Source organism: Natronorubrum sp. A-ect3 (genome assembly GCF_041821125.1).
In the GTDB taxonomy this organism is placed as follows: Archaea; Halobacteriota; Halobacteria; order Halobacteriales; family Natrialbaceae; genus Natronorubrum; species Natronorubrum bangense.
Window position 1 is genome coordinate 805,434 of the sequence record NZ_JBGUBB010000002.1, and the last position, 21,831, is coordinate 827,264.

The window sequence follows — 21,831 nt, forward strand, 5'->3', positions numbered from 1 at the left end:
CAGTTTTCGTTTTATTAAATAATCTTCTCCAATCGGGATCGTATCCAACCGGATACGAAACCGTTATGAGTCATACGACCCACGGTTTAGGTGACAGAGTACTATGGCACGTCTCGAACTAAACAACCTGCACGCGGAAGTAGCAGAAGGCGACGAGAAGATCCTCGAGGGCGTTAATCTCGAGGTTAAGTCGGGAGAAATTCACGCGCTGATGGGGCCAAACGGCTCCGGGAAGTCAACAACTGCGAAGGTCATCGCTGGCCACCCTGCCTACGAGGTCACTGAGGGTGAGGTCCTGCTCCATCTCGAGGAGGGCGAGTTCGGCGAGGAGATCGAGATTGACGAAGACCAGCGAACCTGGAACCTGCTCGACCTCGAGCCAAACGAGCGTGCCGCGCTCGGGATCTTCCTTGGCTTCCAGTACCCAGCCGAGATCGATGGCGTCACGATGACGAACTTCCTCCGCACGGCGCTCAACGCCAAGATCGAAGAGCGCGAAGAGCTCTTCGAAGGCGAGGATGACGACGCAGATGAGGAAGCGGACGAAGGCTTCGAAACCTCGCCGATGGAAGGCCCCGCAGATGAGGGCGAAGTCGGCGTCGCCGAGTTCCAGCAGATCCTCCAAGAGAAGATGGAAGCGCTCGACATGGATGAGCGATTCGCCCAGCGGTATCTCAACGCTGGCTTCTCTGGCGGTGAGAAGAAACAGAACGAGGTTCTGCAGGCCGCCATCCTCGAGCCGTCGATCGCCGTCCTCGACGAGATCGACTCCGGACTCGACATCGACCGTCTGCAGGATGTCTCCGATGGTATCAACGCGCTGCGCGACGAGCAGGGCACCGGCATTCTTCAGATTACCCACTACCAGCGAATCCTCGACTACGTCGAGCCCGACCACGTCCACGTCATGCTCGACGGCCAGATCGCCAAAAGCGGCGACGCTTCGCTCGCGGCGGAACTCGAGGACAAGGGGTACGACTGGGTCCGCGAAGAAGTCTACGGCACCGCGTAACCGACTTCGGCTAGAACAACGGTAATAACCCTACAGCCGTAACCATATACACAATCAAATTATGAGTTCCGAACAAGATCACCTCAAAGAAACTGACACTGAAGCGCGGTTCGAGTTCAAAAAGGAAGAACGCTCGGCCGTCAAATCGGACAAGGGCCTCACCGAAGAGGTCGTTCGACTGATCAGTGACGACAAAGACGAGCCAGACTGGATGCTCGAGCGCCGCCTGCGCGCGCTCAAGCAGTACCAGAACATGCCGTTGCCGACGGACTGGCCCGGCCAGCCGGATCTGACCGAACTGGACATCGAAGAGATCGTCCCGTATATCCGCCCGGACGTCGACAAGCGTGAAGGCGTCGACGACTGGACGGAGCTGCCAGACGAGATCAAAGACACCTTCGACAAACTGGGCATTCCGGAAGCCGAGAAGAACGCGCTCTCGGGCGTCGGTGCACAGTACGAGTCGGAGGTCGTCTACCAGAACATGCAAGAGCAGTGGGAGGAGAAAGGCGTCATCTTCATGAACATGGACCGCGCGGTCCAGGAGCATCCCGAGCTCGTCAAGGAGTACTTCATGACGACCTGTGTCCCCCCAAGCGACAACAAGTTCGCCGCACTGCACGGTGCCGTTTGGTCCGGCGGCTCGTTCGTCTACGTCCCAGAGGGCGTCACGGTCGAGATGCCGGTCCAGGCGTACTTCCGGATGAACTCGGAAGGGATGGGCCAGTTCGAGCACACGCTGATCATCGCCGAAGAAGGGTCGGAAGTCCACTACATCGAGGGCTGTTCGGCACCGAAATACGGTGCACACAACCTCCACTCCGGCGGCGTCGAGGTCTTCGTCAAAGAAGACGCTCACGTTCAGTACTCGACGGTGCAGAACTGGTCGAAGAACACGTTCAACCTCAACACCAAACGCGCGATCTGTGAGGCAAACGGGACGATGGAGTGGATCTCGGGCAGCATGGGTTCAAAAGCAACCATGCTCTACCCATGTACGATCCTCAAGGGTCGTGGCTCGACGGACACCCACATTACCATCGCCTTCGCTGGCGAGGGCCAGAACATCGACACCGGCGCGAAGGTCTACCACAACGCGCCCGACACGAGCTCGACCATCGAGTCCAAGTCGATCGCGAAAGACGGCGGCCGCACCAACTACCGCGGGCTCGTCCACATCGCCGACGGTGCCGAGAACTCCTCGACTGCGGTGGAGTGTGACGCGCTGATGTTCGACAACGAGTCCACCTCGGACACCATGCCGTACATGGAGATCGAAGAGTCGAAAGTCGACGTCGCCCACGAGGCGACCGTCGGCAAGATCGGTGACGAGGACATCTTCTACCTCCAGAGCCGCGGGCTGGACGACGACGACGCCAAGAAGATGATCGTCGCCGGCTTCATCGAACCGATCACCGAAGAACTGCCGATCGAGTACGCCGTCGAACTCAACCGTCTCATCGAACTCGAGATGGAGGGAAGCCTCGGATAACACATGAGCGCAGGAACACAGGCACACGCCAATCTAACCGACGAACAGGTACGCGAAATTAGTGGGAACCTCGACGAGCCCGAGTGGCTCTTAGAGATCCGTCTCGAGGCCCTCGAGGCCCTCGAGGAGCTCGATATGCCTGACGTCATCCGGACGCCGGGCCGAGACTGGACGAACCTCCACGAACTCGACTTCGAGTCGCTCGTGGACCCGCTGAACGCGGCCGAGAACAAAGACCAGGTCGGTCCCGACACGGTCGAGGTCCTGTCGTGGGCCGAAGCGGTCGACGAGCACGAGGCGCTCCTCGAGGAGCACTTCGGCTCGATCGTCGATCCCCAGGAGAACTACCTGACGGCGCTGTCGACGGCGCTGTTTAGCACGGGAACGGTCGTCTACGTCCCAGAGGGCGTCGATGCCGAGGACGTGACGATCCGGACCGAGCAGAACTCCCGCTCGCTGTTCAACTACACGCTCGTCGTCACCGAAGAATCGTCCTCGGTGACGATCTTAGAGCGCCAGTCCACTGGCGAGGAAGCCGAGGAGCAGTACTACAGCGGCATCGTCGAAGTCGCCGCCGGCGAGAACAGCTACGTCCAGTACGGCAGCCTCCAGAACCTCTCGGAGGACGCCTACAACTTCACCGTCAAGCGTGGTGTGACGGACACGTACGCGACGATCGACTGGATCGAGGGCAACCTCGGGACCAAGCTGACGAAGACCGAGGTCTCGACGGAGCTCAACGGTGACTCCTCGGAGACCCAGATCGTCGGTGCGTTCTACGGTCATAACGACCAGCACTTCGACCTCGATATCAAGGTTTGGCACCGTGCCGAGCACACGACTGCCGACCTCGTCACCCGCGGCGTCACCGACGACGTCGCCCGCTCGGTGTACGAGGGCGTCCAGGACGTCGGCCGAGATGCCTGGGACACCAGCTCCTACCAGCGCGAGAACACGCTGATGCTCTCCGACGAGAGTGAGGCCGACGCCTCACCGAAGCTGATCATCAACAACCACGACACCGAGGCCAGCCATTCCGCGACGGTCGGTCAGATCGATGCCGAGGATCTGCTGTACATGACCTCCCGCGGTGTCGACCCCCGTGCCGCACGCAACATGCTCGTCGAAGGTTTCTTCGTGCCCGTTCTCGAGGAAATCGACGTCGACGAACTGCGCGAGGACTTGGAAGACCTCGTTGCTGCGCGTCTTCGCAAGCGAGCGTAGTCGGCGGATGTGCGTAGCGAGCGAGTGAACGGCTCGTGGGGTCGTCGATCCCACGGTGTCTTCGCAAGCGAGCGTAGTCGGCGACGTTTGCCGGCAGTTCATCTCGAAGCACTGCTTTCGAGCGAGAAACGACGCGAGCCGCGAGTAACGGACGCTTCTTTCTGACCGAATGCTGCTACTGTTCGAGTTCACCCTGGCATAGGCGACCGGCTGCATCTCGATCATCGTCAGCCGACGCTGTCTGTCCAACGTCGTCGCTATGTCTGACGACGACTTTTGTATGATGATCTGGTACTCTGGACTGATGCGAGCCCTCTCCGTCGAACTCGAGGACGATCTCGTCGACGTACTCGAGGCCGAGCGAGAACTGTTCGGCTTCGAAAGCCGTCAGGCGTACGTTCGCTGGATCATCGAGCACCGCGGCTCGATCGAGGCCGAACAGACGCCTGATCACGACGGCGATCGAGACCGGGTCCTGGCAGAACACGGCGATCGACTCAGCCGACTCGAGGAGCGTGTGGCGGCGATCTCGTCACCGGCCGATCGAGATGGGGTGCAGGCGACTGGCAGAACGGAATCGGACGACGAAACAGTAACAAAAGCCGACACGAGCAACTCGGACAGAGACACAAACGCAAGCGACGAGCACCGCGACTGCCAACGCCAGCACGACGTGGCATCGAAAACGACGCCACAGACACCCGAATCGGTGCTCGAGGTCCGTGGCTCACCCCGAACGGTTCGACACGGCCCCAGTTCGACGGATCAACAAGACGATACGAGCACGAACACTGCAACGGGTGACCAGCCCCCCTCGAGTTCGGATGACGGGACAGACGACGGTTCGGCGGCGGAGTTCGAGCGAACAGCCACTACCACCTCGACGCTGTCACCGGAACGCGTCGCACGCATTCCGGAGGACCCGGTGATGGAAGATGCCGGTGTGCTTGGCACCGTCGAGTCCGAGCGACTCGACGAACTCTCTCGACGAGCGGTTGCAACGACACGCAAGCGTCTGAACCGGGAGATCCAGACGGGCCTCGAGTACACCGCTTCGACACAGCTCGCTGGGGGTGGGATCCGTCCCGGCGAAGATCTCGCCGACCTCGAGGCGCTATCGATTCCGGGCCGTTCAGCCGAGATACTCGAGCAACGTCGCCGCGCTGTCGGTCGAGCGCTCGCGTACGTGCGAGACGAAGGATCGGCGCGCCGATCTGACTTCGTCGAGGCGCTCTATTCGGAGTGTTCGGCTGGCTACGAGACGGCAGATGGCTGGTGGCGCTGTATCAAGGCAGGGCTGAAACAGGTCGATTGCGTCGATGGTGGTGAAGGCACACGCGTCTGGCGGTACCGGCGGTGATTTATCAAGGCAGCAGACCGTGTTCGACACGGACGACCTCTCTCGAGTCGGAGAAGGCCCGAATGAGTGCCGGCAGACCCGGACGAAGACACCGAGTAGGGACGGTTAAGTATCAGCGGCCCGGACAACGTGATATGAGTTTGGGACAGCGCGTCTCGAGCGACAACCAACTGACCCGACTCCTCCAGATTGGGGTCGTCCTGGAGGAACTCGTCGAGTCACGTGCCGCCCACCATCTCGACTCGCTCCCCCCGGAAGAGCGGGCCGCAGTCGATGAGGCGGTCCGAGAGTTGCTCATCGAGGCCGCAGCGGAGTCGGCCGACCATCGCGAGCGACTCGAGACGCTGATCGAGGACCTCGAGGCCGAGACGGTCCCCTACGAGGAAATCAACACGCTGGTCGATGCCCGATATGGGCCACCAGAGGACACCGATGGCGTCCTCTATGATCAGCTGGCAAACGAGGAGACAGCGTACAAGTTCTATGACGATTTGATCGAAGCGATCGAGGCCTCCGACACCGAGTTCGCCATCGATCGTGATCGACTCCTCGAGACCCTCTCTGGAATTCGAGAAGAGGAACGTGAGGGTGTCGAAGAAGTGACCAAGATCATGGAGCAACGAGCATGAGCGTGCGGCTGACAGAGGCGGCTGTTGCACCGATCGCGGTGCGCCGAACGATACCGCAGCGGACACGCTTCTGTATGGACGCCCGGATGCTGTCGCCCCGGCGAACGATTACCGCGACAGGCGGTCTCAACGGAGGGACACAATGAACACCGCAGATCAGTATCTCAAGGCGATCTACCTCGCACAGCGAATTGAAGAGGGCCCCGCATCGACCGGTACGCTCGCGGACTTACTCGAGGTCAGTCCAGCCAGTGTCAACGAAATGATCGGCAAACTCGAGGATCGAGGGTTTGTCGACCACGAGAAGTACAAGGGTGCGAGCCTGACTGACGAGGGGATCGAACGCGCACACAACGCCCTCCAGACGTACTGTATCATCGAACGCTTCCTCGCGAACGTCCTCGAGGTTGATGAGTTCCGCGAGGAAGCCCGCGCGTTGGAGAGCGTTATTGATGATACTGTCGCGGAACGCCTCGACACGATTATCGACCGGCCCTGTGACTGCCCGGACTGTTTCGACCCCGAACTGGACTACTGTGAACGGCTCGAGGTCAGTCCTGACGGGCGTGCAGACTGAGTCGCTGCCGATCGTCCACGCGCTGAACACGCTGCTCTCTTTGGCTTGTGCCTCGAGCGAATTTATGACTGACCGAACCGCACGTATCTATGGCCAACGAGCGCTGCAATCGCGAGTGCAGCGACGACGGTGAGACTAACCTCGAACGGGAGTGTCCACAGCCCGCTGTCGCCATCCCAGTCGGCGTCGAAGACGGCTGCATAGTAGGCTGCGATCGCCGTGCTGTGGACTGCGAGGAGAATCTCCCGGTTGTTCTCGAACGCGTTTTCGTTCCAGTTGGCGCTTCCGACGACGGAAACCTCCCGATCGATCACCACGCCTTTGGCATGGATCTTCTCGAACTGGTCGGTTTCCTCGACGAGTCTGGCCTCGAGCGGGAGCGATTCGTCGGCAGCCAGCTGTTGGAGCTCCTGTGCGAGCGCTTCGTTCTCGGCTTCGTGGTACCACGTCGAATCAAAGAGGATCTCGACGTCGACACCACGACGAGCAGCGTCGATCGTTGCCTCGAGAACGGCGACGTCGTCACCGATACTGGCCTGCTTGACAAGGATTTCGTCGTCGGCTTCGGCCAGTAGCTCAATCAGTCGCCGCTCGGCGTTGTCCGGCGCAACGAGGAGTTCGACTGTATCGACAGGGGCTGTCGTCGGCTTGTGTTCGGTTGGTAGTGAACGAGTTGCCGTCCCGTCGCTGTCATCGTCGACGAACGAAGTCGTTGCCCGGTGGCTCGAAGCGGACTCGGTGTCCCATCCCTCATGGTCGGCTCGAAAGACCGTCGCGAGATCAGCCGCGAGACGCTCGTTTTCGAGTCGGATACCCCAGCCGCGACTCGAGGCGCCGCCGATACCCGAGGGCTTCCAGTTCTCGCTCGTGACGAGGACCGTGTCGTCGGCAACGGCGTACTTCGGGTGATGGTACCGGTACCGAGCACCCTCGCCACCGGTGACGCGGACGTCGACACCGCCAGCCTCGAGTGTCTCGAGGACTGGTTCGGTCGCCTGTGGCGTGCCCCCAACGGGGCCAGACTCGAGGAGGACCGCGACGTCGACGCCGCGGTCGACCGCCGCGACGAGTTCGTCTGCAATCTCACTCGAGGTGAACGTATAGCCCGCAAGCAGCAGTCGATCGTCGGCTTCCGCGAGCGTCTCACGTGGGAGGCCGGGCGCGTCGGGAAGGACAAACGCCGTCGCCGAATCGGCATCGACACTCGACACCGGGAGACAGGTCGCGTCTCGAGGGTGCCAGTTGCCGTCGGCTGGGTCGGGTGGCTGTGAGTCAGCAGCGACCGCGCCGCCGTCGGCCCGGTACCACCGCTCGGCTGTCGGTGCGCGGTCGTACGAAACCGCGTCGACTGTTGTCGTTCCGTTTCGAAGCGTGAGGTCGTCGCCGTCGACGGCGAGGCGGAGTGTGCCGTCGAACGCGAGCACAGGGTGGTCAGTGAGCCCATCGGTCGCGTCCGGATCGGCACTCAGTGCGATGGGTCCAGAGACGGTTTGGTTGGGAAGGGCAGCGGTCGTGTGTCCATCGGTGATCGTCCAGTTTTCGAGTGACGTCGCTTCGGGCGTCTCGAGGACGAGATACTCGCCGACGTTGCCATGGGTGGTTGGATTGGGATAGAGTTCGACGATTCGGGGACCAACAGCGGTGGAGTTCGTCGCTGTTGTCGTCCCGTTTGGCGTGCTTGTCGGCTCGGCTACGCTGGGCGGACAAGATCGGTTGGTTTCGAGTGTGTGGGTTGGTTCGGTCGACGAGTGCTCGTTCGTCGCGGGCTCGGCCGCCGTGAACCCGACTCCCGCAGTCACGGTGATGACGAGTCCGATGGCACCGACCGCGGCGAGAACGACGTAGGCGAGCCGTCGGCGCTCCATTGGGCCGTCTGGTCGCTCTTTCTGTTATAAACCCTTGGCTCAGCGGCGGATGGTGAGCGCTGTCCGTCAAACGGATACGCGAAAAACCGAGTCGATTCCGACCGTTAGGCTGCCGGCTCGAGAGAGACCTTTTCGGCTTCGACCTGGACGAGGTACGCGCGGTCGTCGCTGTAGTCGGCGACGACCTCGAGGGCCTCGGCCGTGCCGATCGTGTTGAGTGCCCAGGCAGCGCTGGCGCGAACACGGTCTTCGTCGTCGTCGGCCAGCACGTCGGCGAGTGGCTCGATGGCACGGGTGTCGCCGATCAGGCCGAGTGCGCGAGCGGCCCAGCTCCGGACGTCCGGATTCTCGTCGACCAGCTGGTTGGCGATTGGCTGAACCGCCTCCTCGGACCCGACCTCACCGAGCGCTCTGAACGCTGGCTGCTGGAGGTTCGGGTTTGAATCGACGTAATCGAGCAGCGTTTCGACGACCTCGTCGTCGTCGACGCCGATCTTGCCGAGGATGCTCATTGCGGCCGTATCTCGGCGGTTAGCCTTCTGAAGCATTGGCTCGATCGCTTCTTCGGGACCCATTCGCTCGAGCGCCTCGAGACAGTGTTCCTCCATGAAGTCGGAGTCGAACGTCTCCAGGGCGAGCAGGATCATCTCGACGTTGCCACGCTTTTCGTGGACTTTCAGCGCGTGCCACTCCGGTGGGAAGTCTTTGATGTGGTCGAGTACGTCGTAAAAGCCCTCTCTGCGCATCTGTTCGCGGACCTTGAGGTCGGTCCACTCGGTGGCGTCGTCGATGTCAGACTGGAGGTCGTCACAACACTCAAGCAGGCCGGCGATCGTCTCGGCGTCGTCGTCGGCATCGAGTGCGGCGGCCTCGACGGCGTCGACCGCATCCTCGAGCGTCGCCTCGAGCTGGTCAGGGACATTGTCGCCGTCGGCGGCTCGTGTCACGTCACTCCCGAGCAGGTCATTGAACGTCTCGAGGAAGTCGTCGACAGCTGCGAGCAGCTCCTCGTCACCCTCTTCTGTCCAGCGGGTGCCGGTGATCGTGCCGCTGGCACTGTTGAGCTCGCTGACGACGTCTTCGCCGTAGGGACCGCGCTGGTCCTCGAGGTCGGACTCGAGATCCGAAACGTCGCTGTCGATATCGTCGTAGCGCTCTTGTAGAACTTCTTCGGGCGCTGGCTCCTCGTCTTCCTCGTCTTCTTCGTCGTCGGTTTCGGGTGGCTCCGGAATCTCGAGCTCGTCGAACGCGTCGCGGAACGTCTCGAGATCGGCTTCGACGACGTCCAGATCGTCTTCGGTGTCGGCTGCCTCGAGGTCCGCGTCGAGGCCTTCGACATCGTTTTCGAAGGACGCGAGCTCGTCGCGAATCGCCTCGAGGTCGACTGGTTCCTGTTCCTCCTCGGCGTCCGCTCCGTTGTCATCTGCTGACTCGTCGTCGCTCATGACATCACCCGGGTGCTGAAACGACGTCGACGCGTAGCGGTGTGCATACATTACGGTCGTGTCAGGACCGTCCTAAGCGTTTCCATGCAGTTCGGGTGTGTCCGGCTGTGTGTCCTCACGCCAGTAGAGCCACGGACTGAGTGTCATGTAGGCGATCCCAAGCGTCAGCAGAGCGTACGGAAACGTTCGACCGGCAAACGACGGGATGAGGATCGCGAGTGCGTGGACGACGCCCATGATCGCGGCGTCGCGGGCGAAGAGGTCAGGGTATCGGATTCGCGAGACCATCAGATAACAGAACGCGCCCGTGACCGCGAGGACGAGCCACGGCTCGGTTTCGCCCGCGAGGATTGCCGCGCCGAGAATCGTCGCCGCGAGTGTCGTCTGGACGCCTTCGGTACAGCTCCCGCTGACGTCGTACGCGGTGTACATGCCAAGCCGGGTGACGGCCATGGCGACGAACAGCCCACAGATCGCAGTGACCAGCAGTAGCTCGGTCGTCACCGCATCGAAGCCGATGTTGAAGCCGTCGGTAATGACGACGAAGGCGAGGACGGCAGGGGCGACGGCGAAGGAGGCGACGTCGGCAAGCGAGTCGAGGTAGGGGCCGGCGTCGGTGCCGCCGTACCGCCGCGCGAGTATCCCGTCTAACCCGTCTGCAATCGCGGCAAGCAAGATCAGTCGCGCGGCAAGATCGATGTCGACAAAGGCGATGACGACGGCCACAAACCCCAGTGCAGCGTTGGCGATCGTCACCGCGTCGGCGACACCCAGTCGCCCGACAAACCGGGGGAGCATACTCGCGGATTCGACGTGCAGCTACCTTACGTGTTTTCGTTTGCGAACGCAATCGCTCGAGTTGGGGTGGCGTTCGACGATCGAACCGGGGCCGTTATATCGCGACTCTCCTAACGCGTTCACATGAACAGGCGCGTCTATCTTGCCGCCGTCGGGACCGCGGTCTCCGCCGGCCTTGCGGGCTGTTCGGCCGTTCGTAGCGCCTTCGAAGACGAGCCGTGTGGTGGCGGCGAGTGTACGATCGGCATGAGCCGAAACGAGTTCCTGCCCGACGAGTACGAAGCAGACGTCGGTGAGACCGTCGTCTGGAAGAACACGAGCGGAGCCGACCACACCGTCACTGCCCTCGAAGACAGTATGCCAGACGAAGCGGAGTACTTTGCAACTGGTGACTACGAGGACGAGGAGACGGCACGAAACGCCTGGCACGACAGCACCGGCGGTCGGCTCGGCACGCGCGAGACGTTCGCACACACCTTCGAGGTGCCCGGAACGTACACCTACATCTGCGAACCACACGTCAAAGGCGGCATGATCGGGCAGATTATCGTCTCCGAGTGAGTGTCACAGCTCGATTTTCGCGAGCGTACCGATGCCGACCATCGAGTAATCAGTCCCTTCTGTCCTAACTTTCGTTGCTGGTAATGACCTCGGGTAACAGCCGCTGACTCGAGTGCAAACCACCGCAGTCTGTCGATGAGTATTATTCCTTTTTCGAGTATATTTCCATATGTATATGATTTGAGACAGTTAGTTGCTGGATAACAAATCAGCCGTTTAGGCCGGCTTCAGGGCATAAAATGCCGTATGTCATCTGGTCACTGGGTAGGATATGACATACGGCGGTCAGAATCCTCCATGTTTATACATCGGGCTAACGGTGGTCTATGTATATGTCCGAAACCGGGGCTGAGACCCGTCCGCTGGTCCGGCAGCTTCCCGATCCAAAGACAGCGTCGAACGTCCGGTACAATCCATCGCTTGCAGAACTTCGAGAACTTGCGGCCGACGACGAGACGACGACCGAGTTCGGTTCGCCGTCGTACGTCAGCGAGTATCGCTCGCGGAGTTCTGATCGGACGAAAAACACCATCGATCACGAGTTTTCCGACCACGATCACGAACTTGTCGACGACGCAATCGAGCTCGCCGGCGATCGTGAACTGGTCTGTGTCGACCGTCTGATGGGCCGTCATCCGGAGGCGTCCTTCTGTTGCCGTCTGTTCGTCCCTGTCGAGCACGCCCGGATCGCGCTGGCGTGGGCGAACCTGTTCGAACCGACTGACGGTCGCGAACCCGATCTGTACACGGTCCAACTGCCCGACTACGACGAAACGGCAATCCGCATCCTGCCCGATGAAAGCTTCACTGCGGTGTTAGGTAGCGACTACACCGGTGAGGCCAAGAAGTCGTTCCTCCGGCTGTTTATGCGCCGGATCAAAGAGCAGGGCGGGCTCGGCCTTCACGCCGGCAGCAAGCGCGTTCGCGTCCGCGATGACGACGACGAACTGCGTACTGTCGGGCAGGTGTTCATGGGGCTTTCGGCGACCGGAAAATCGACGCTGACGTCTCACGGCTGCTGGCTCGAGGAGCCTGAAGACGCCACCATGCTTCAGGACGACGTCTGTGGCCTCCTGCCGGACGGCTCGGTCCCCGGCAGCGAGGGCAAGGGGCTGTTCATCAAAACGATCGGCCTCGGCGAAGACGAACAGCCTGAACTCTACGAGGCTGCAACCGACGAGTCGGCAATCCTCGAGAACGTCGCCGTCGACGACGATGGGACGGTCCACTTCGAGGAAGACCGCTACACTGCAAACTCCCGCGCGATCATCCAGCGCGATCAACTCGAGAGCGCCGACGAAGAGATCGATCTCGAGCGGATGGATCAGGTCTTTTTCATCACGCGAAACCCGCTGATGCCGCCGGTCGCGAAGCTCAACGACGAGCAGGCAGCCGTCGCCTTCATGCTCGGTGAGTCGATCGAGACCAGCGCTGGCGATCCGTCTCGAGCGGGCGAGTCGATCCGTGTCGTTGGCACGAACCCCTTCATCATGGGTCCTGAGGGCGAGGAAGGAAACATCTTCCAGGATCTTATCGATGAGCTCAACGCCGAGTGTTTCGTCATCAACACGGGCTATCTCGGCGCGAAATCCAAAGATATCGGCGTCACTGAATCCGTCACGGTGCTGACCGAAACTGCACGCGGGACGATCGAATGGACCGACGACGACCGAACTGGGCTGACGATTCCCGAATCCGTTCCCGGACTGGACATCGAGGAGTACTACGTCCCCGACCACGTCGAGGACTACGACGATGCGGTTGCAGAGCTGCGCGACGAGCGACGTGCGTATCTCGAGCAGTTCGACGAACTCCGCGACGAGATCAAAGACGCCGTCTACTGATCGACACAGCGAGTTCGTGTCGCGGACGATCCCTGTTTTGACGTGTTGACCGTCTCTTTCGGAGGATATGTGGCGTTGCCGAACAGGAATACTGTTATATGAGTGCAGTTCTCACCTCCAGTAATGAGTCCACAGGTACGAACGCCGACGGCCCGCGTTTGCGAACGGTGTGGTCGAGCAGAACAGTGGGATAGCGACCTCGAGGCCTGGCAACTCGCCCGTGAAGATGGCGAGAAGCAGGTCGGAAACCCACACTGTCTTCACGAGTGGGATATCAACGGAACGTTCAATCCAGTCGCTGAAAGCGACGGCTGATCACACGAGTAGCGGCCGACGAGAGACAGCAGATCAACCACCCGACAGCTGTCTTTGCCGCACGCGATGGGAGCGACGCGCGGATCTTTTTTGCAGTGTCGTGCGTATTCAGCAGTATGCCAACCGTCTATATTACGGTCCCACCGGCTGCTGCCGACGAAATCGCGGAAACACTGGTCGAGGAGCGGCTTGCGGCCTGTGTCAACAGTGTCTCGACGACCTCGACCTATCGCTGGGAGGGCGAGATCCACCACGACGACGAGATCGTCTTGCTCGCAAAGACGACGGATGACGCCTACGGCGAACTGGTCGACCGCGTCCAGACGCTCCATCCACACGACGTTCCGTGTATCGAGCGATTCGACGAAGCCGACGTCCTCGAGTCGTTCGCACAGTGGCGAGCAGAAAGCATCGACTGATCGCCTGTCCGTCCCCACACACCGACCGCCACGGTACGCCGTCACAGGCGGTGACTGCCCGAAAAAGCAACCCTTAAAACTCGCGCACGGGTTATCACGGATATGGCTGGAACCATCGAAGTGCTCGTTCCGGGTGGCCAGGCCAACCCTGGCCCACCGCTCGGTCCCGAGCTCGGACCGACCCCCGTCGACGTGCAGGCAGTCGTACAGGAGATCAACGACCAGACGGCCGCGTTCGACGGCACAGAAGTGCCCGTCACCGTCGAATACGACGACGACGGCTCGTTCGACATCGACGTCGGTGTCCCACCGACGGCCGCACTCGTCAAAGACGAGGCTGGATTCGAGACTGGCAGTGGCGAACCACAGAAGGACTTCGTCGCTGACCTCTCGGTCGACCAGGTCAAAAAGATCGCCGAGCAGAAACACCCAGACCTGCTGGCCTACGATACGATCAACGCAGCAAAAGAAGTCGTTGGCACCTGCGCCTCGATGGGTGTTACCATCGAAGGCAACGACGCTCGAGACTTCAAGCAAAAAGTCGACAGCGGCGAGTACGACGACGTGCTCGCGGCAGACGCGTAATCGGTTCGGACGTCGACGCCGGACGAGACCGTTTTTTGACGTCAACCGTCGAGCCGCCGGTCTGTGCTCCCTTTGAGACGGACCCCTGTCCGTCAGTTGTGACCTAACCCGGCGCTTTCGGTCGCGTGCAACCGATAGCGGAGGCCGTCTCACGACAGGCAGTGGCTACGCAGCCGTCACTGCATGATCGATGTCGCAGGGACTGTTCACTCGGCCTGGTTCTGGGGGCGTCAGATCTTGTTTGCGGGCGGGACGGTTCGCTCGTCAGGACTGGTCGAGCTACCGGACCCGAACAAGACGCGGACACCAGCGCCGACACCAAGTGCCCCAGCAAGAACGGCAGCGGCGACGGTTGCAGCTATCGAGAAGCCAACGAGACCGCTAAGAACGCTCCCAGCGATAACGCCAGCCCACAGCCGGTCGACGCCCACACGAGCTGCGATAGAGTGGCCAATCGCGACGATACCGAGTACTGTCAGTATCGGGATTACGGTGAGACCGATGACAACCAGAACAATGCCGAAGAACGTCCCGAGACTCGTCCCGATGATGAGATACCCCGTCGCAGTGACGCCAGCAAGAACGAGCAGGCTTGGCAGTCCGATGCAGAGCGAGATGACTGGGCTCCGTCGCGATTTCGTCACCGTTCTCGGACCGTACCCCTGAAGCAATCCGAGAACGACCAGAGCGACGACGAACGTCGCGACGAACTGTACACCCGCCCGCTCGAGCGCGCCGAGTGAGTGGTACGTCTCACCGTCGATTCCACTGAGCACGAGCGGTCCGACCGACTCGAGTGTCATCGGAACGATGGTCGTATATAAATCTAACGGCCACATAGTTCAAATCTATACCTTCATGTTCAATAATATTTTCGGTTCTTAGAGTCATTCTTATGCGCGATCAGCGCAACGGACAGCGTCTCGAGTGTAGAGCCAGAGATGTGTCTCTCGGTAGCAGTCATCGACCGTGTCGTTCGGTGTCAGCGCCCGCTCCGGAGTGTCGCTGCAGGACAGTTCGACGGGTTTAAGTTCGACATGCCACTTCGTTCAACAGAGACAGGCATTGCCTGTTTCACTGACCCGTAGGAGCATTCCTGCGTACTACGGAGGTGAACGATGGCAGATTCGGATATTAAAACCGCAGTGGCTCGCGCACTCGAGGAGTCGCCCGATCGGAACTTCACCGAAACGGTAGATCTCGCGATTAACTTGCGCGACCTTGACCTGAACGAACCGTCGAACCGTGTTGATGAGTCTATCGTCCTGCCGTCCGGAACCGGCCAGGAGACAATCATTGTCGTTATCGCTGAGGGCGAAACCGCTGTCCGCGCCGAAGAGGCTGCGGACGACGTGCTCTCGGTCGACGATGTGGCCGATCTGGACGATGACGAAGCCAAGGATATGGCTGACGAGACGGACTTCTTCATCGCTGAAGAAGCGATGATGCAAGATATCGCCCGGCACCTGGGTACCATTCTCGGTCCTCGAGGGAAGATGCCGGACCCGCTCTCGCCCGACGACGACGTCGTCGAGACTGTCAACCGGCTCAAAAACACCGTGCAGCTTCGCTCCGGCGACCGACGAACGTTCCACACGCTCGTTGGTGCCGAAGACATGGATGCCGAGGACATCTCGGACAACATCGACGTTATCTTGCGTCGCCTGCACGCTGACCTCGAGAAGGGGCCCCAGAACATCGACGCCGTCTACGTGAAGACGACGATGGGGCCGTCCGTGGAGGTGGCCTAGAATGAGCGCACAGGCTGAACGCAAAACCGAGAACCTTCCCCAGTGGAAGAAAGAAGAAGTCGACGAGCTCACGTCGCTCATCGACAGCTACGAGAGCGTCGGTATCGTCGGCATCGCTGGCATTCCGAGCAAGCAGCTCCAGGACATGCGCCGAGACCTGCATGGCACTGCTGAGTTGCGCGTCAGCCGCAACACCCTGCAGGTCCGTGCCTTAGAAGAGACTGGACTGGACGACCTCGTCACCCACATCGAAGGGCAGGTCGGCCTGATCGCGACGGACGACAACCCGTTTGCCCTCTACAAGGAACTCGAGGCGTCGAAGACGCCCGCTCCGATTAACGAGGGCGAAGTCGCCCCGAACGACATCGTCATCCCCGAGGGTGACACCGGTGTCGATCCGGGGCCGTTCGTCGGCGAACTCCAGAGCATCGGTGCAAACGCACGCATCGAAGAGGGTTCGATCCAGGTCATGGAGGACTCGACGGTCTTAGAGGCCGGCGAGCAAGTCTCCGCGGACCTGTCGAACGTCCTCAGCGAGCTTGGGATCGAACCCAAGGAAGTCGGGCTCGACCTGCAGGCAGTCGTTGCCGAAGGCGTGCTCTTCGACCCAGAGGACCTCGACATCGACATCGAGGCCTACGAGAGCGACGTGGCGACGGCCGCCGCTCGCGCTCGAAACCTCTCGGTCAATGCGAGCTACCCGACCGAAGCAACTGCACCAACGCTCATCGCCAAAGCCACGGGCGAGGCCAAGAGCCTCGGCCTGCAGGCGGCGATCGAGGACGAAGCCCTAATGCCCGACCTCGTCTCCAAGGCCGACGCACAGCTGCGTGCGCTTGCGGCCCAGATCGACGACGAGGACGCCCTGCCTGAGGAACTGCAGGGCGTCGAGGCCCCTGCCGCACCGGCAGCGGCCGACGAGGGCGAGGACGAATCGGCAGACGACCACGACGACGCTGAGGCCGACGACGCCGACACCGACGATGACGATGACGACCAAGACGGTGGCGGTGGCGAAGGACTCGGCGCAATGTTCGGATAATCAACGGAGGATTTACCAATGGAATACGTATACGCTGCACTCATCCTGAACGAAACGGACGAAGAGCTCAACGAAGACAACATCACTGGCGTGCTCGACGCTGCTGGCGTCGACGTCGAAGAATCCCGAGTCAAGGCGCTTGTCGCCGCACTCGAGGACGTCGACATCGACGAGGCAGTCTCGGAAGCCGCTGCCGTCCCCGCTGCAGGTGCCGCCGCAGGCGGCGCAGCCGCAGGGGCTGCAGACGACGGTGAGGAAGCCGAAGAAACCAGCGACGTCCCAGACACGACGGACGAAGACGAAGACGACGACGAAGACGACGACGCCGGTGGCGAGGGCCTCGGCGAACTCTTCGGCTAAGTCGCGACGCGACGACACAGTTCAATCCTGATTTTTTTGGCCCAGCGTCCGTAGCGGTCGCTGTCAAGAGTTGAACCCGAAACGAGTGCCATCTGAGTGTCACGAAATGCCACGAGACAGCCGCTAGCGGAACAGGTAGTCCATGACCAGTCGCTTGAGGAGCCCGTCCTGACGACCCTCGTGGGTCTGAACCATCACCGCGGTGCAGTCGACGGAGTCGATCAACTGGTTTCCGGGGCGACCGAGGAGACGGCCGCTGATGCCCGTTCGGTCGGCACCGATGACGAGCAGGTCGGCAGGGCGGGCAAAGCGAGCCAGTCCTGCTACCGCGTCGTCGGCCTCGACGATCGTCGATCGCGTGGGAACGGTACAGATCGAGATCAGTTCGTCGTGATACTCCTCCATCGTCCGTCGCTGTCTGTCGGGTGGATCAGCGGGGATCGCTTGCAGGAGGTTGATCTCGGCACCCGTCTCCTCGGCGATCGCGTCGGCCAGGAGTAGTTTGAGCGGGTCGTAGGGACCGCGGTTCGCGACGACGGCAATCTCGTCGGCCTCGTCGAACTCGTCGTCATCGACCAACATGACGTCACAGGGAGCGTTCTCGAGGATCCACTCGGTTTCGCCGCCAAAGAGGCGGCTGTGGAACTCGGCGACGTTTCGCTCGAGGACGAGGAGATCGCAGTTCTCGTAGGTGGCGAAGTCGACGATCGCGCGTCGGTGGTCTTCGCTATCGATTTCGCGATACTCGATGCGTGTCGGTAGCTGCTCGAGAGGGGCGTCCGTCTCCGAGGGAGGGAGGTCGACGCCGCCGGACGTTCGAGCGGGTGGGTCGAGTTCATCCGTCGGGAACCACGACGGCGCGTCCTCGGGATCCGACGGAAACCACTCGGGAAGGTCTCGGTCGACGATTTCGGGATGTCGCTCGGCGAAGACCCGGTGTGGGACGTCGACGAACTCGACGACGGAGACGGCAGTGGTTCGGACTCGACCCAGGTCCGTCGCCATTCGGAGCATATCTCGTTTGGCGTCGGTGGAGGTCTCCTCGGTGATCGCGACGAGCGCGTCGTACTCGGCGTCGCTCTCGAACAGTGCTCGAGTTCGCTCGACCGCGGATGCACCGATGTTCCGTCGGACGGCGTCACGAGCGGCACCTTCACGATCGACGTTGTGGCGCGCATAGACGAGGTAGTAGGCGATCGAGACAACGGTAATGAAAATCGCACCGGCAAGCGGGACCAGTCCCACTTGCGTGAGGACTACGAGCCCGCTTCCCATCCCGAATAGCTGTATCCAGGGGTACCACGGGCAGACGAAGGCGGGGTCGTATTCGTCGACAGCCCCTTCGCGAAAGCCGATTACGGTGAGATTCACCAGAATGAACACGATGATCTGGAACGCGCTGCCGAACTTGGCGACCTGGTCGATCGGCAGGAAGGTGATCATCACGACGATCACGGCGCCGGACAACGAGACAGCAAGCGCTGGTGTGTTGAACCGGGCGCTGATCCGCTCGAACTGGGGCGGGGCGAGTCCGTCTCGAGCCATCGCGAAGGGAAAGCGCGAGGCCGAGAGCAGTCCGGCGTTCGCCGTCGACGCGAGAGCTAAAAGCGCAGCGATGACGACGGCAGTCACGCCGATCGTCCCGAGCGTTGCCTCGGCGGCCAGTGCCATGATCGGTCCCTCACCGTCGCTTTCGAGTTGGCCGGCCTCGATCGCACCGGTGACGTCAACGATGCCAATCGCAACGTACACGACAAGCACGTAGAGCACGGTGGTAATCGCGAGCGAGCCGATCATCGCCCGCGGAATCGTTTTCCCCGGGTCTTTGACCTCTTCAGCGACGGCAGCGATTTTGATCACGCCTGCATAGGAAATGAATACGAGTGCGGTCGCGGCGAGAAAGCCGCCACTTCCGACGTCGAAGGAGCCGGCAGTTCGCTCGGGGGCGCCGCCACCGACACCGCTCACGACGAACCAGGCCATCACGAGGAGCATCAGGCCGACGATGACGAACTGCAGACTGCCGGTGCTTTTCGTACTGACGACGTTGATGGCGGTGAAAAACAGGGCGAGTCCGACCGCAAGCGGGAGGATGTAGTTGCCCAGCTCCGGTGCGACGAACACGAGATACGGCACGCCGCCGATGAGCGCAAGCGCTCCCTTGAACGAGAGCATGAACCAGTTGCCGACTCCGGCAATCGTGCCCAGCAGCGGCCCCATTCCGCGTTCGACGTAGACGTACGAACCGCCGTCTTCCGGCATGGCCGTCGCCATTTCGGAGGCGCTAAGTGCCGCCGGCAGGACGAGAATCCCCGCGAGGAGAAACGCACCGACAACGGCCGGCCCGTCGACAGTGACGTAGGCAACACCGGGAAGAATGAAGATGCCGGAGCCGACCATCGCACCGATCGCAACAGCCATCGTCGCTGGCAGACCGAGGTCACGGTTGAGTTCGGTCGTCACGGATCGATCACCCACTTCGTGTCGCGACTGTGAGTACGATCGTTGATCTGTTCAGGGATATCGTGAAACGGAGGCACGTGCTGTATGTGCGAACTGAGTGTGTAAGGGACTCACACCTTACTGTGTTAACATATTCACGGTCGGTGATCAGTCGGGGCAACCAGCCGGAGAAAACGCGCCTCGAGCGAGTGCAAACGGCCCTGTTTCGGGGAGAGAACAGTCAGCGCGGGATACAATCAGGCGTCGTTAGCTGAGAGATTCGGTGAGAACGCTGAGAAGGAAAACGGCGATTGCACAGCAGAACGCAATGCCGCTGGCCACGACGACTGGGACCGCGACAACCGCCTGCGAGTGATACGGGTCGACACCGGCGGCGACGAGCGTTTCTACGGTCTCGACACCGGCGTAGCCGACGCTCGCGAGGACGAGCGTGGCGACGACTCCGAGGAAGCCGCTCCCGAAGCCGATCCCGGAAAAGAGCCCCTCGATTCCGACCAGCGACCACGCCTGCTGCTCGGTGATGCGATCGAGCCGATCGCGGTACGTGGCGGTGGCGGCGAGGCCGACGCTCGCCACGACCAGACAGCAGACGCTAAACAGCACCAACGCCGTAAGCGCAACGCGCGAAGAGATCGGATCGACCCCGAGATGCTGCTGGCGGACGGCAGGCGGCAGAAAGAACAGGATTGGAAGCAACGTCGACGACGCGAACAGGAGGTAGCTACAGCGGCGGATTTTCTGCGGGATCGACCACCCACTCAGTAGCCCGCGGCGGGCGCGGAGAAACTCGTACTCCGATCCCTCCAGAACGAGTTGCGTGTACTTGTCATGATCGTGCATGCGGCCTGAGCGGCCGATGGATAGTGCCGATTATAGCCTTTTTGGATCGGCGACAACCGACCTGGCGTCGGTCGAGCGAAAACAGACGAAGAGGAGATGATGCGTGACGAAGGCGGTGTTCGCGAGGAGGACAGACAGTAGTTGAGAGCAGATCTCACAGCGAGGACGGGCCATGACAGGGACGCACGACTCGAAAAATGGAAGCGACGCGATCGCGGAGCGGGTTCAGGTCCGGATACGGACCGCTGTACGTCCGTTCGGCCCAACCGTGGCGTCACGGTTGGGCTGACAGATCGGTACAGCAGACCGGCTCAGTCGTCTGCAGGCGTTCCGGCTCCCGATTCCGGCCCTGCACCAATGCTGAACGTCGACGGCTGCTTTGCGATCACCGCTTCGTTCGCGGCGACCCAGCGCAGCAGGAGGAACGCGAAGACGTACTTTGCACCGATGTCGAGGAAGCTGTAGCCCCACGACGTGATCGCCACGTCGAGGATTGCCAGCCCTTCCGCGCCGAGCGCCCAGAAGATCGGGTAACCGAACCAGAGCACCACCGTCAGGATCTTCAGCAGGTTGAAGATCTCGGCGGTGTTCGCAGCCTCGGCATCTTTGGGCCACTCGACCAGCAGGACGTAGAGCACGACGATGAAGAACGTACAGCTGATGAAGTACCAGAACCACCGAATGGCGTAGGAAGACGTGGTCATCGCGGCCGCAAGGCCGGTCACGCACATCGCGATGTCAGCGGTGATGATCGTAAAGAGCTTCGTCAGGTTCGTCCCTGCGAGCAATCCGAGTGCAAGCAGGATCATCGGGGTCGAGAGCGTCCACGTGAGATACCGTCCCCACATCGTGAGTACCTCCTCACCCGCCAGGGCGTGTCCGCTCGGCATCTCCAGGAAACTTATGGTCAGCCCGGAGGCGAGTCCGGTGTAGCTGGCAATCGAGACCAGCGGCACCATCAGCGTCGCTACCCAGATGAGCTGGGCTCGTGGGTCTTTGACGTTCCGACCCATATAGACGAACAGGAGGATCGCGATCCCCGCGAGGGCAATGTTGGCCCAGAACGAAGCGTTCAGGAGCGTATCGTCCTGTACGCTCTCGTAAATCTCCGTCTGGGTCATCTCGAGCGGGACAAGCTGTGCGTACGTTGCCATCTCTGCCGCGATCGTTTCAATCATGCTACAACAATACTGACGACCCGACGGTGGATAATAGTAAATCCATACTAGTAAGGGACCGCTCAAGCGGT

21 protein-coding genes are annotated in these 21,831 nt (G+C 61.2%); 14 read left to right on the top strand and 7 right to left on the bottom strand.

Annotation, left to right across the window (positions count from 1 at the left end):
- Positions 1-103 precede the first annotated feature (103 nt).
- The 6 genes from ACERJA_RS10680 (at position 104) to ACERJA_RS10705 (ending at position 6,294) form a co-directional block, all read left to right on the top strand.
- The gene (locus ACERJA_RS10680) at positions 104-1,012 is read left to right on the top strand and encodes an ABC transporter ATP-binding protein (RefSeq protein WP_373608171.1); all 909 of its coding nucleotides are present in this window, start codon (positions 104-106) and stop codon (positions 1,010-1,012) included.
- Between the two features lie 61 nt (positions 1,013-1,073).
- Positions 1,074-2,504, top strand: a complete 1,431-nt coding sequence (gene sufB, locus ACERJA_RS10685; RefSeq protein ID WP_373608172.1) for a Fe-S cluster assembly protein SufB — start codon at positions 1,074-1,076, stop codon at positions 2,502-2,504.
- 3 nt (positions 2,505-2,507) lie between these two features.
- Complete coding sequence (gene sufD, locus ACERJA_RS10690) at positions 2,508-3,728, top strand: Fe-S cluster assembly protein SufD (RefSeq protein ID WP_373608174.1); 1,221 nt, start codon at positions 2,508-2,510, stop codon at positions 3,726-3,728.
- Positions 3,729-4,032: 304 nt separating this feature from the next.
- Positions 4,033-5,088 (top strand): hypothetical protein, encoded by a 1,056-nt coding sequence (locus tag ACERJA_RS10695; RefSeq protein WP_373608175.1) that lies wholly within the window; start codon positions 4,033-4,035, stop codon positions 5,086-5,088.
- 134 nt (positions 5,089-5,222) lie between these two features.
- The gene (locus ACERJA_RS10700) at positions 5,223-5,717 is read left to right on the top strand and encodes a hypothetical protein (protein WP_006064464.1); all 495 of its coding nucleotides are present in this window, start codon (positions 5,223-5,225) and stop codon (positions 5,715-5,717) included.
- 142 nt (positions 5,718-5,859) lie between these two features.
- A complete protein-coding gene (locus ACERJA_RS10705) occupies positions 5,860-6,294 on the top strand; it encodes a metal-dependent transcriptional regulator (protein WP_006064465.1) in 435 nt (144 codons plus the stop codon).
- A 62-nt stretch (positions 6,295-6,356) separates the two neighbouring features.
- Here the strand turns inward: ACERJA_RS10705 and ACERJA_RS10710 are convergent, their stop codons facing one another.
- The 3 genes from ACERJA_RS10710 to ACERJA_RS10720 all read right to left on the bottom strand — a co-directional run bounded on the left by ACERJA_RS10710 (position 6,357) and on the right by ACERJA_RS10720 (position 10,402).
- Complete coding sequence (locus tag ACERJA_RS10710) at positions 6,357-8,159, bottom strand: phosphatidylserine/phosphatidylglycerophosphate/cardiolipin synthase family protein (protein WP_373608176.1); 1,803 nt, start codon at positions 8,157-8,159, stop codon at positions 6,357-6,359.
- 104 nt (positions 8,160-8,263) lie between these two features.
- Positions 8,264-9,604, bottom strand: coding sequence for a HEAT repeat domain-containing protein (locus ACERJA_RS10715; RefSeq protein WP_373608177.1), 1,341 nt, complete (start codon positions 9,602-9,604; stop codon positions 8,264-8,266).
- Positions 9,605-9,676: 72 nt separating this feature from the next.
- Positions 9,677-10,402, bottom strand: a complete 726-nt coding sequence (locus ACERJA_RS10720; protein WP_373608178.1) for a protein sorting system archaetidylserine synthase — start codon at positions 10,400-10,402, stop codon at positions 9,677-9,679.
- A gap of 123 nt (positions 10,403-10,525) precedes the next feature.
- Here ACERJA_RS10720 and ACERJA_RS10725 point away from each other — a divergent pair, with 123 nt between their 5' ends.
- From ACERJA_RS10725 to ACERJA_RS10745, 5 genes are all read left to right on the top strand, one after another.
- Positions 10,526-10,963 carry a plastocyanin/azurin family copper-binding protein gene (locus ACERJA_RS10725; RefSeq protein WP_373608179.1) on the top strand — a complete coding sequence of 146 codons (438 nt, stop codon included), beginning with the start codon at positions 10,526-10,528 and terminating at the stop codon, positions 10,961-10,963.
- A gap of 332 nt (positions 10,964-11,295) precedes the next feature.
- The gene (locus tag ACERJA_RS10730; protein WP_373608180.1) at positions 11,296-12,807 is read left to right on the top strand and encodes a phosphoenolpyruvate carboxykinase (ATP); all 1,512 of its coding nucleotides are present in this window, start codon (positions 11,296-11,298) and stop codon (positions 12,805-12,807) included.
- Positions 12,808-12,930: 123 nt separating this feature from the next.
- Positions 12,931-13,122, top strand: a complete 192-nt coding sequence (locus tag ACERJA_RS10735; RefSeq protein ID WP_006064470.1) for an HEWD family protein — start codon at positions 12,931-12,933, stop codon at positions 13,120-13,122.
- A 116-nt stretch (positions 13,123-13,238) separates the two neighbouring features.
- Positions 13,239-13,541, top strand: coding sequence for a divalent-cation tolerance protein CutA (gene cutA, locus ACERJA_RS10740; protein ID WP_006064471.1), 303 nt, complete (start codon positions 13,239-13,241; stop codon positions 13,539-13,541).
- A 102-nt stretch (positions 13,542-13,643) separates the two neighbouring features.
- On the top strand, positions 13,644-14,126 hold the full coding sequence (locus ACERJA_RS10745; protein ID WP_006064472.1) for a 50S ribosomal protein L11: 483 nt from the start codon (positions 13,644-13,646) through the stop codon (positions 14,124-14,126).
- A gap of 230 nt (positions 14,127-14,356) precedes the next feature.
- Here the strand turns inward: ACERJA_RS10745 and ACERJA_RS10750 are convergent, their stop codons facing one another.
- Complete coding sequence (locus ACERJA_RS10750; protein WP_049889608.1) at positions 14,357-14,965, bottom strand: hypothetical protein; 609 nt, start codon at positions 14,963-14,965, stop codon at positions 14,357-14,359.
- A gap of 279 nt (positions 14,966-15,244) precedes the next feature.
- Here ACERJA_RS10750 and ACERJA_RS10755 point away from each other — a divergent pair, with 279 nt between their 5' ends.
- The 3 genes from ACERJA_RS10755 to rpl12p are packed head-to-tail and all read left to right on the top strand — an operon-like array spanning position 15,245 to position 17,279.
- Positions 15,245-15,877, top strand: coding sequence for a 50S ribosomal protein L1 (locus ACERJA_RS10755; protein ID WP_006064474.1), 633 nt, complete (start codon positions 15,245-15,247; stop codon positions 15,875-15,877).
- A 1-nt stretch (position 15,878) separates the two neighbouring features.
- The gene (locus ACERJA_RS10760; RefSeq protein WP_373608181.1) at positions 15,879-16,919 is read left to right on the top strand and encodes a 50S ribosomal protein L10; all 1,041 of its coding nucleotides are present in this window, start codon (positions 15,879-15,881) and stop codon (positions 16,917-16,919) included.
- Positions 16,920-16,937: 18 nt separating this feature from the next.
- A complete protein-coding gene (rpl12p, locus tag ACERJA_RS10765; RefSeq protein ID WP_006064476.1) occupies positions 16,938-17,279 on the top strand; it encodes a 50S ribosomal protein P1 in 342 nt (113 codons plus the stop codon).
- Between the two features lie 123 nt (positions 17,280-17,402).
- Here the strand turns inward: rpl12p and ACERJA_RS10770 are convergent, their stop codons facing one another.
- From ACERJA_RS10770 to ACERJA_RS10780, 3 genes are all read right to left on the bottom strand, one after another.
- Positions 17,403-19,742 (bottom strand): amino acid permease, encoded by a 2,340-nt coding sequence (locus tag ACERJA_RS10770; protein WP_373608182.1) that lies wholly within the window; start codon positions 19,740-19,742, stop codon positions 17,403-17,405.
- Positions 19,743-19,988: 246 nt separating this feature from the next.
- Positions 19,989-20,582, bottom strand: a complete 594-nt coding sequence (locus ACERJA_RS10775) for a hypothetical protein (protein WP_006064477.1) — start codon at positions 20,580-20,582, stop codon at positions 19,989-19,991.
- Between the two features lie 311 nt (positions 20,583-20,893).
- The gene (locus tag ACERJA_RS10780) at positions 20,894-21,760 is read right to left on the bottom strand and encodes a bacteriorhodopsin (RefSeq protein ID WP_373608183.1); all 867 of its coding nucleotides are present in this window, start codon (positions 21,758-21,760) and stop codon (positions 20,894-20,896) included.
- Positions 21,761-21,831: the final 71 nt, after the last annotated feature.

Bases quoted from the DNA above. Each gene is read 5' to 3' on its own strand.
- ACERJA_RS10680 (WP_373608171.1), top strand. From the start codon at position 104: ATGGCACGTCTCGAACTAAACAACCTGCACGCGGAAGTAGCAGAAGGC.
- sufB (WP_373608172.1), top strand. From the start codon at position 1,074: ATGAGTTCCGAACAAGATCACCTCAAAGAAACTGACACTGAAGCGCGG.
- sufD (WP_373608174.1), top strand. From the start codon at position 2,508: ATGAGCGCAGGAACACAGGCACACGCCAATCTAACCGACGAACAGGTA.
- ACERJA_RS10695 (WP_373608175.1), top strand. From the start codon at position 4,033: ATGCGAGCCCTCTCCGTCGAACTCGAGGACGATCTCGTCGACGTACTC.
- ACERJA_RS10700 (WP_006064464.1), top strand. From the start codon at position 5,223: ATGAGTTTGGGACAGCGCGTCTCGAGCGACAACCAACTGACCCGACTC.
- ACERJA_RS10705 (WP_006064465.1), top strand. From the start codon at position 5,860: ATGAACACCGCAGATCAGTATCTCAAGGCGATCTACCTCGCACAGCGA.
- ACERJA_RS10710 (WP_373608176.1), bottom strand. From the start codon at position 8,159: ATGGAGCGCCGACGGCTCGCCTACGTCGTTCTCGCCGCGGTCGGTGCC.
- ACERJA_RS10715 (WP_373608177.1), bottom strand. From the start codon at position 9,604: ATGAGCGACGACGAGTCAGCAGATGACAACGGAGCGGACGCCGAGGAG.
- ACERJA_RS10720 (WP_373608178.1), bottom strand. From the start codon at position 10,402: ATGCTCCCCCGGTTTGTCGGGCGACTGGGTGTCGCCGACGCGGTGACG.
- ACERJA_RS10725 (WP_373608179.1), top strand. From the start codon at position 10,526: ATGAACAGGCGCGTCTATCTTGCCGCCGTCGGGACCGCGGTCTCCGCC.
- ACERJA_RS10730 (WP_373608180.1), top strand. From the start codon at position 11,296: ATGTCCGAAACCGGGGCTGAGACCCGTCCGCTGGTCCGGCAGCTTCCC.
- ACERJA_RS10735 (WP_006064470.1), top strand. From the start codon at position 12,931: ATGAGTCCACAGGTACGAACGCCGACGGCCCGCGTTTGCGAACGGTGT.
- cutA (WP_006064471.1), top strand. From the start codon at position 13,239: ATGCCAACCGTCTATATTACGGTCCCACCGGCTGCTGCCGACGAAATC.
- ACERJA_RS10745 (WP_006064472.1), top strand. From the start codon at position 13,644: ATGGCTGGAACCATCGAAGTGCTCGTTCCGGGTGGCCAGGCCAACCCT.
- ACERJA_RS10750 (WP_049889608.1), bottom strand. From the start codon at position 14,965: ATGTGGCCGTTAGATTTATATACGACCATCGTTCCGATGACACTCGAG.
- ACERJA_RS10755 (WP_006064474.1), top strand. From the start codon at position 15,245: ATGGCAGATTCGGATATTAAAACCGCAGTGGCTCGCGCACTCGAGGAG.
- ACERJA_RS10760 (WP_373608181.1), top strand. From the start codon at position 15,879: ATGAGCGCACAGGCTGAACGCAAAACCGAGAACCTTCCCCAGTGGAAG.
- rpl12p (WP_006064476.1), top strand. From the start codon at position 16,938: ATGGAATACGTATACGCTGCACTCATCCTGAACGAAACGGACGAAGAG.
- ACERJA_RS10775 (WP_006064477.1), bottom strand. From the start codon at position 20,582: ATGCACGATCATGACAAGTACACGCAACTCGTTCTGGAGGGATCGGAG.
- ACERJA_RS10780 (WP_373608183.1), bottom strand. From the start codon at position 21,760: ATGATTGAAACGATCGCGGCAGAGATGGCAACGTACGCACAGCTTGTC.